The 8,522-nt window shown below is 65.7% G+C and carries 5 protein-coding genes; 4 read left to right on the top strand and 1 reads right to left on the bottom strand.

Going from position 1 to position 8,522, the window contains the following annotated elements:
• The first annotated feature begins 359 nt into the window (after nucleotides 1-359).
• Nucleotides 360-1,172, top strand: coding sequence for a mycofactocin-coupled SDR family oxidoreductase (locus tag R1101_RS0111325; protein ID WP_016933546.1), 813 nt, complete (start codon nucleotides 360-362; stop codon nucleotides 1,170-1,172).
• Between the two features lie 107 nt (nucleotides 1,173-1,279).
• Here R1101_RS0111325 and R1101_RS0111320 read toward each other — a convergent pair whose 3' ends face one another.
• Nucleotides 1,280-4,417 carry an NAD-glutamate dehydrogenase domain-containing protein gene (locus R1101_RS0111320; RefSeq protein WP_016933545.1) on the bottom strand — a complete coding sequence of 1,046 codons (3,138 nt, stop codon included), beginning with the start codon at nucleotides 4,415-4,417 and terminating at the stop codon, nucleotides 1,280-1,282.
• Between the two features lie 176 nt (nucleotides 4,418-4,593).
• On the opposite strand from R1101_RS0111320, the gene gabT reads away from it, so the two are divergent.
• The 3 genes from gabT to R1101_RS0111305 all read left to right on the top strand — a co-directional run.
• Entirely contained in the window at nucleotides 4,594-5,952 is a 1,359-nt protein-coding gene (gabT, locus tag R1101_RS0111315; RefSeq protein ID WP_026003154.1) for a 4-aminobutyrate--2-oxoglutarate transaminase, read from the top strand.
• A 112-nt stretch (nucleotides 5,953-6,064) separates the two neighbouring features.
• A complete protein-coding gene (locus tag R1101_RS0111310; protein WP_016933543.1) occupies nucleotides 6,065-7,531 on the top strand; it encodes an aldehyde dehydrogenase family protein in 1,467 nt (488 codons plus the stop codon).
• On the top strand, nucleotides 7,528-8,522 hold a 995-nt coding region (locus R1101_RS0111305), incomplete at its 3' end, for a CaiB/BaiF CoA transferase family protein (RefSeq protein WP_016933542.1). The genes R1101_RS0111310 and R1101_RS0111305, both read left to right, overlap by 4 nt.

Raw genomic sequence — 8,522 nt, 5'->3', positions numbered from 1 at the left:
ATCGGCACAGCGTTTCTCGGTCTTGTCGCTCGTCGCTTCCCGACGGGCCGGGACCGTACGGTCGAAGCACTGCAGGTTTGGCCCGTGCTGGCTGCTACTACGACCTTTGCGGTGATCGCCGCGGTCATCGGTTCGACGCTCGCCGCCTGGTCGGCATTCGGGCGATAGGCCCGACGCAGCCGTGCCCTCACCAGCAAATACACCAGGTGAACGATCGTTGCCCCCGCCGCGGGCATCCGACCTGCCCATCATGGCCGGTCGCACCGGGACCGATGCAGTCCGGTCATCGGAACCGAGCGACAAGTTCACAGGAAATCTGTCTACCCTGCGTGGACATCGGATGATACGGAAGGATTCGGATGGCACTGCTCGAGAACAAGGTCGCGTTCGTCACCGGTGCTGCACGCGGTCAGGGACGCAATCATGCCGTGCGCTTCGCGCAGCAGGGCGCCGATATCATCGCGTTCGACCTCTGCGCCTCGGTATCCGACGATGTCGGTTACCCCCCTTCTACCGCCGAGGACCTCGCGGAGACCGCGCGTCTGGTCCGTGCCGAGGGCCGCAACATCCTCACTGTCGTCGGTGACGTGCGAGAACTGGCCGCACTGCAGGCTGCCGTCGACGCGGGAGTCGAACGCTTCGGCCGTCTCGACGTCGTAGTAGCCAATGCCGGTATCTCGACATGGAATCGCTTCTGGGAGATGCCCGAAGAGCAGTGGATCACCATGATCGATATCAATCTCAACGGGGTGTGGCGCACCCTCTCGGCCTCGGTACCCGCCATGATCCAGGGTGGACGCGGCGGATCGATCGTCGTCGTCAGTTCCGCCGCCGGCATCAAGGCCGGACCCGGCGCATCCCATTACACGTCCGCCAAGCACGGTCTTGTGGGCCTGACGAAAACCGCGGCGATCGAACTGGGAGAGTTCGGCATTCGAGTCAACTCGGTTCACCCCGGCGCGGTGGACACCCCGATGGGGCAGGATGCGAACGTCGGCCGGTTACTTGCGCGACACCCACGCTACGTCGACAGTTACAAGTGGCCCTTGGCAGGCTTGAACAAGTGCAGCGTGGACGATGTCACAGACGCCGTGCTGTATCTCGCGAGCGACCGGGCGCGAGCGATTACCGGCTCGCAGATGGTACTGGACCTGGGAATCACCACGATCTGACCCTCCACGCCGGACCGCAATGTCGGTCGAACGGATGCGCTCATCCCGTCACCGTCGAAGGCCCGCCCCGACGCGGGGCATCGGAGCGGGCCCGGTTCGTCGCTCGATCATCGCTCCGTAGCGCGTACGAGCAAGCGCAGTTCCGCGCCGAGTGTGCACGCCCGCGGCAGATCGATCGGCCCGTTCCCGGACAGTTCCCCCGTGACTCGTTTCACCCGAGCAATCGAATCCGGAACTCGACGCTGCCACCGGCCTATGGTTTCGTCGACGCCGTCGGAGTTCTCCGGATCGCGGTCACCGCGCAGTATCGCGGTGACGAGTTCGTGGCGAAGCCCGGCGAGATCATCACGCACCGAGGCTGCCGCCATACTGTCCCACCACGTACGGGTCGCCGACCCAGCGTCCGGATCGAAAGAAATACCGTCCAGTCCGAGAAGGGTTCCCGTCGCGGCATACATACCGGCGACCGTTCGGGTCCGGCAGCCCAGCGTGGACGCGGTATCCGCCAGGGCCAGACACTCTCCCAGAAGCCGGACATCCGGTGCCTCACCCAGTTCGGCGCCGACGAGCAGCTCCTCGACTCCGGCACGCAGCCGCACGATTTCGGAGGTCATCTCGGACAGCGACCGCATCCGCAGGAGCCACGAGGCCGTGTGCTCGATGAAATTCTGCACGGCTCCGAGACGTTCCCAACGGTCGTCGCTCGGGGCCACCTGTTCTTGCGCGTCGGCCCACAATCGGTCGGTATCGAATACGGCCCGAACCACAGCGTATGCCCGGGCAACCTCCGGTGTGCGCACACCGAGGCGCTCCTCGAACTGGTAGATCGTTCCGGGACCGATGCGGTCCACCAGTTCGGAGGCGATGCGGGTCGCGATGATCTCACGGCGCAGGGGGTGATGTCGGATTTCGTCCTGCACCGCGTGACGCATGGACTCGGGGAAGTACGCCACAGCGACGTCGGCGAAGAAGGGATCATCCGGTACGTCCGAGTCGAGGAGATCCCGGCACACGATGTTCTTCGATCGTGCAAGCAGTACCGCGATCTCCGGTCTGGTCAGCCCGCGACCGGAGTCGGCTCGTGCAGCCAGTTCCTGCACACTCGGCAACACCTCGGTGCTGCGCCGGAACCCACCCCCGCTCTCGAGGTGATCGATGAGGCGCTCGTGCCTACCGAGCAGCCGGGTTGCGCGGGACACTGCGAGACCGAGTGCCACCGACTGGTCCCTGCTCATCCGCAGCACCGTTCGCGCCACCTCGTGGCGGGCGTCGTCGAGCAGTCGATCTCGGTCGTTCGTCGTCAGGGTTCCGGCACGCCTGGCAGATTCGAGCGCGATCTTCAGGTTCACCTCGGCGTCGGAGGTCGTCACGCCCGCGGCATTGTCGATGAAGTCCGCGTTGATACGCCCGCCTGCTGCGGCGAACTCGATGCGTGCCCGCTGCGTGAAACCGAGATTGCCTCCCTCGCCGACGACTCGGCACCGTAGTCGCGAGGCATCGACCCGTACGTCGTCATTGGCCGGATCTGCTGCATCGGTGTGACTTTCGGAGGATGCCTTGACATAGGTGCCTACTCCTCCGTTCCAGAGCAGATCCACCGGCGCCGTCAGAAGCGCCTTGATCAACTCGTTCGGGGTGATCGTCGCATCGGACAATCCGAGCAGGCGTCGGGCTGCTTCCGGAACGGTGATGGATTTCGCGGAACGCGACCACACTCCCCCTCCGGAAGAAAGCACCTTGCGGTCGAAATCGTCCCAACTCGAGCCCGGAAGCTCGAACAACCGACGCCGCTCCGCATAAGCGCGGACCACGTCCGGTTCGGGGTCGAGGAAGATGTGCCGGTGATCGAAGGCGCCGACGAGTCGCAGATGGGGGGAAAGCAACATGCCGTTGCCGAAGACGTCACCCGACATGTCCCCGATCCCGACCACGGTCACTTCCGTGGTGTCCACGTCGGTGCCGAGATCGACGAAATGCTCACGAACGGCAACCCACGCACCGCGGGCGGTTATCCCCATCTCCTTGTGGTCGTATCCGCTCGAACCCCCCGATGCGAAGGCATCACCGAGCCAGTAGTCGTACTCGGCAGCGATGGAGTTGGCCAGGTCCGAGAACCGGGCGGTGCCCTTGTCTGCGGCCACCACGAGGTAGGTGTCGTCCCCGCCGTGGACGGCGGTGCTTTCGGGGTGCACGACTCGGCCGTCGACGATGTTGTCGACGAGGTCGAGCATTCCCCGGACAAAGGTGGAATACGCTCGACCGGGAGAGATGTTCGACGTTTTCCGTACGAATGCGCCCTTGGCACCACCCGGGACGACAAGTGCATTCTTGACCACCTGTGTCTTCATCAGACCGAGTACCTCGGTGCGATAGTCCTCCGGACGGTCCGAGAAGCGGATTCCGCCGCGGGCGACACCGTCGCTCCTTACATGAATGCCTTCCATCTCGTCCGAATGAACGAAGATCTCCCGGTACGGAACTACCGGTCCTGGGGCGGCGAAGCGAGCAGAGTCGAGCATGAACGCGCCGTACGGTTTCGGTTCACCGTCGGCGTCACGCTGGTACCAATTGGTACGCAGGGTCGCGGTGACGAATGATTCCAGGCTGCGCAGGATGCGGTCGTCGTCGAGGTTGTCCGCTGCACTGCGTCGTTCGGCGAGTAGTTGTTCGGCGGCGACGTCACGGTCGCCCATGTCCGGCCGGAAACGTGCATCGAAGCAGGTGACGAGAGCTTCGACGAATTCCGCATGCCGGCAGAGTGTGTCGACGACGTACCGTTCCGACATCGCCAGGCCTGCCTGACGAGCGAAACGCGCAGCGGCCCGGACGAGGGCGATATCTCGTACGGTCACCTCGGCGACCACCGCAAGGCGGGAGTATCCGTCGACGACAGTGCGGTTCTGTACGTATGCATCGAAGACGGCTTCGACCCGGCGCGGTGAGTGCGCGGTCCACTCCTGTGGTGTGACGAACACGAATCGATGGGCCTGCTGGTTCGTCTCCTCCGTGGTCAGGGCGCAGTGATCGCCGATACGCAGGCCGAAGTGTTCGAACGTGTGCACGGCGTCGGCGAGCAACAGTTCCCGATCGGGCCATCGCACGACGGCGCACGCGGTGCCGGCGGGTAACGAGTCCTCTACGAACAGCAGGGCCGGCCCGTCGGCCGGAGATTGCACGAGCTGTCGAGCAACCGCCGCGACGTTCGCGGTTGTCGGTTCGTACGAGTGCGTGAGAGAGCTGGTCATCTCCGTGTCCTTTCGCTCACCCCATAGGGCCGGGATGTGCCGTCAGTCTGCGGTCGGCGCCCCGGCACGCATATGTACGCAGCGTCCATCCACAGGCCTGATTTTCGACTTGATGTCCATGTCGTTCCGGCGTTCTCACTCCTAAGGTTCGAGGAAACCGCTGAAGGGAGAAGACCATGACTGCAGCTGAACTCACGCTCGGCGGACCCGCGCTGGAGCAAGTCCGTCGCGTCGTAACCGAAATTCCGGGCCCTCGATCCCGCGAGCTGGCGCGCCGTCGCACCGATGCGCTACCCGCAGGTCTGACCAGTGGCGCCGAGATCTACGCAGCGGCAGGGGGCGGAGGGGTGCTCGTGGACGTGGACGGGAACTCCTTCATCGACCTCGGTTCCGGAATCGCCGTCACCACCGTCGGCAACTCCGCGCCCCGGGTCGTCGAACGCGCCACCGCACAACTGCAGCACTTCACCCATACTTGTTTTCTCGCCACCCCCTATGAGCCGTACATCGAAGTCGCCGAGGCTCTGAATCGGTTGACCCCGGGCACGCACGCGAAGCGCACGGCCCTGTTCAACACCGGCAGCGAAGCCGTCGAGAACGCCGTGAAGTACGCCCGTGCAGCGACCGGCCGGTCGGCAGTGATCACCTTCGATCATGCCTTCCACGGCCGGACGCTCATGACGATGACCATGACCGCGAAGAACCAGCCCTACAAGCACTCTTTCGGTCCGTTCGCCCCCGAGGTCTACCGCGCCCCGATGGCGTATCCCTATCGATGGCCGAGCGGAGCCGACCGCGCCGCGGACGAGGCATTCGAACAGTTCCGTCTGCTCATCGATGCCCAGGTCGGCGCGGACCAGGTGGCCTGTGTCGTCGTCGAACCCATCCAGGGCGAAGGCGGATTCATCGTCCCGGCCGACGGCTTCCTGCGACGCATCGCCGACTTCTGCCGGGACAGAGGCATCCTCGTCGTCGCCGACGAAGTACAGACCGGAATCGGCCGTACCGGCGCATGGTTCGCGTGTGAGCACGAGGGCCTTGTCCCGGATCTGATCGTCACGGCAAAGGGACTCGCCGGCGGATTCCCGTTGGCGGCCGTCACCGGCCGAGCAGAGATCATGGACCGCGCCCATCCGGGCGGCATCGGCGGGACCTACAGCGGTAACCCCGCCGCATGTGCCGCAGCGCTCGGCGTCCTCGAGACGATCGAAGCCGAACACCTGCTCGAACGCGCCCAGGAGATCGGCACGCTGATGCTGCGGGAGCTGCGCGAGATCGGCACCCTCAACCCCGTAGTGGGTGACGTCCGTGGCCGCGGAGCCATGATCGCCGCCGAACTCGTCGAACCCGGCACGACCACCCCCAACCGGGAGGCCGTCGCGAAGATCGCCCGGTATTGCCAGAACCACGGAGTCCTCACCCTCACAGCCGGCACCTTCGGGAACGTACTGCGCTTCCTGCCTCCGTTGTCGATCTCGGATGAACTCCTCGCCGAGGCGTTTTCGGTTCTCCGCGACGCATTCGCCACCCTCTGAGCACGACACCGCCACCACCGTCAGCGAGGTGCGCCTGCTCTCGACCGGCCGCGCATCGACCGGTCACCCCGCATTCCGTTGATCCGCACCCCACGCGTCGAAGGAACATACGATGACGACACCCGTTCTGCTGCAGCACTACATCGACGGTGAATGGTTCGACGGTGACGCCGATGCCCTGGTGAGCATCAGTCCCGCAGAACCGGACGTCACCGTCGCGCACGGCCGCGCGGCCACCGTCGACGCCGTCGACCGGGCTGTCGCTGCCGCGCGTGCGGCAGCCCGACAGTGGGCGAGAACCCCGGCGCACGAGCGCGGCACCGTCCTGGTACGGGCCGCCGCCATCATCGAATCGTCTGCCCCTCGATGGGGTGCGGAGCTTGCCCGCGAAGAGGGCAAGACGCGCGGCGAGGGCGTCGCCGAGGTGCTCCGCGCCGCGCAGATCATGCGCTTCTACGGTGGTGAGGGCGACCGGGAAGCCGGCGAGATGTTCGCTTCCCCGCGACGCGGGGAACGCATCATGGTCGCGCGCAAGCCGATCGGCGTGGTAGGTGTCATCACGCCCTTCAATTTCCCCATTGCCATACCGGCCTGGAAGATCGCCCCGGCCCTGACCTACGGCAACACCGTGGTGTGGAAGCCGGCAGGCACCGTGCCACTGCTGGCAATGCGACTCGCGCAAGCCCTCCACGACGCCGGGCTGCCGCCGGGGGTGCTCAACCTCGTCATGGGCGGACGAGCCATCGGCGCCGGTATCGCCGACCATCCGGGGATCGACGCCCTGACGTTCACCGGTTCGACGGCGGTCGGCCGCAGCCTCGCGGCGGCGGGAGCCGCGCGGGGCGTGCCGGTGCAGGCGGAGATGGGGGGCAAGAACGCGGCTGTCGTGCTCGGCGACGCGGACCTCGATCTCGCCGCCGAGCAGGTCCTGGCCGGAGCGTTCCGCTCATCGGGGCAGAAATGCACGGCGACCTCACGACTGATCGTCACCGAGGATGTTGCCGACGAGTTCGTCCGTGAACTTGTTGCGCGGATCGGGAAGTGGACCGTAGGCAATCCCTTGGACGAGCAGGTCGACATGGGTCCGGTGATCGATGCCGCAGCGCGGACGTCGATCCGGGCAGGGGTCGACGAGGCGATCCGGCAGGGTGCGCGGGCGTTGTGCGGGCAGCGATCGTACGAGGACGGTGAACTCGCGACCGGGTTCTACGTACCGCCCACTGTGCTCGAACTGCCCGATACCGGACTCGACGTGTGGCGGGAAGAGTTGTTCGGGCCCGTCCTCGCCGTGTGCCGCGCAGCGGACGCCGAGGCAGCATTCGCACTCGCCGACGACAGCGACTACGGCTTGTCGGCGGCGGTGTTCACCCAAGACCTCACACGCGCGCTCGGGGCACTCGAGGATCTGGACGTGGGCATCCTGCACATCAACTCGGAATCCGCGGGCGCCGACCCGCACGTTCCGTTCGGTGGAGCCAAGAAAAGTGGCTACGGCCCGAAGGAACAGGGCCGCGCCGCCAGGGAGTTCTTCACCCACACCACGACCGTCTACCTGCGCGGTGGAAGGTCGATCACATGAGCGGGGGCGCACTCGACGGTATCGTCGTCGCCGATTTCACCCGGGTCCTCGCCGGTCCCTACGCCACCATGATGCTCGCGGACATGGGCGCCGAAGTCGTCAAGATCGAGCGTCCCGGGACCGGTGACGATACCCGGTCTTGGGGACCCCCCTACGACGATGCCGGCTCGACCACGTACTTCAATTCGGTGAACCGCAACAAGACCTCCGTGGTCCTCGACCTCGCCTCGGAGCAAGGCCGAGCCGAGGCTCTCCGCCTCGTGGCGCGTGCAGACATCGTGGTCGAGAATTTCCGCGCAGGCACCATGGAGCGGCTCGGTCTCGGCTACGACGACCTGCTCACCGTCAATCCGCAATTGATCTATTGCTCCGTGACCGGGTTCGGAAGTGGAGACGGAGCAGCCCTGCCGGGTTACGACCTGCTCGTGCAGGCCGTCGGTGGGCTCATGAGCATCACCGGACCCGAGGCCGGCACGCCGACGAGGGTGGGAGTCGCGGTCGTCGACGTGCTCACGGGCCTGCACGCCCTCGCCGGGATTCTGGCTGCACTGCATCACCGCGAGCGCACCGGCGAGGGGCAGCGCGTCGACACCAATCTTCTTTCTGCACTGCTCTCGTCGCTCGTCAACCAGGGTTCCGCGTATCTGGGAGCCGGAGTGGTGCCGGGAATTCTCGGCAATCGGCACCCGAGCATCGCCCCTTACGAGGTGTTCGCGACGAAGGACCGTCCGCTGGCGCTGGCGGTGGGCAACGACAAGCAGTTCGTGCGACTTTCCGAGACTCTCGGTGTGCCGGAACTCGCCACCGATCCGCGTTTTCACAGCAACCCGCAGCGCGTGGCGCACCGGGAGGAGTTGTGTGTGGAGATCACCTCGGTCCTCACCACGGCCGGAGCAGATTACTGGTACGACGAACTGTCCCGCGTGGGTGTGCCGGCCGGGCCCATCAACGATGTCGCCGAAGCTTTCGAGTTCGCCCGGCGACTCGGTCT

It is taken from the genome of Rhodococcus sp. R1101 (assembly GCF_000278445.1).
Classification (GTDB): Bacteria; Actinomycetota; Actinomycetes; order Mycobacteriales; family Mycobacteriaceae; genus Rhodococcus; species Rhodococcus gordoniae.
This window is presented reverse-complemented; position numbering and strand designations above follow the sequence as displayed.

What these genes read in the sequence shown, in the direction of transcription:
- R1101_RS0111325 (WP_016933546.1), top strand. Translation starts at nt 360, where the DNA reads ATGGCACTGCTCGAGAACAAGGTCGCGTTCGTCACCGGTGCTGCACGC.
- R1101_RS0111310 (WP_016933543.1), top strand. Translation starts at nt 6,065, where the DNA reads ATGACGACACCCGTTCTGCTGCAGCACTACATCGACGGTGAATGGTTC.
- R1101_RS0111320 (WP_016933545.1), bottom strand. Translation starts at nt 4,417, where the DNA reads ATGACCAGCTCTCTCACGCACTCGTACGAACCGACAACCGCGAACGTC.
- gabT (WP_026003154.1), top strand. Translation starts at nt 4,594, where the DNA reads ATGACTGCAGCTGAACTCACGCTCGGCGGACCCGCGCTGGAGCAAGTC.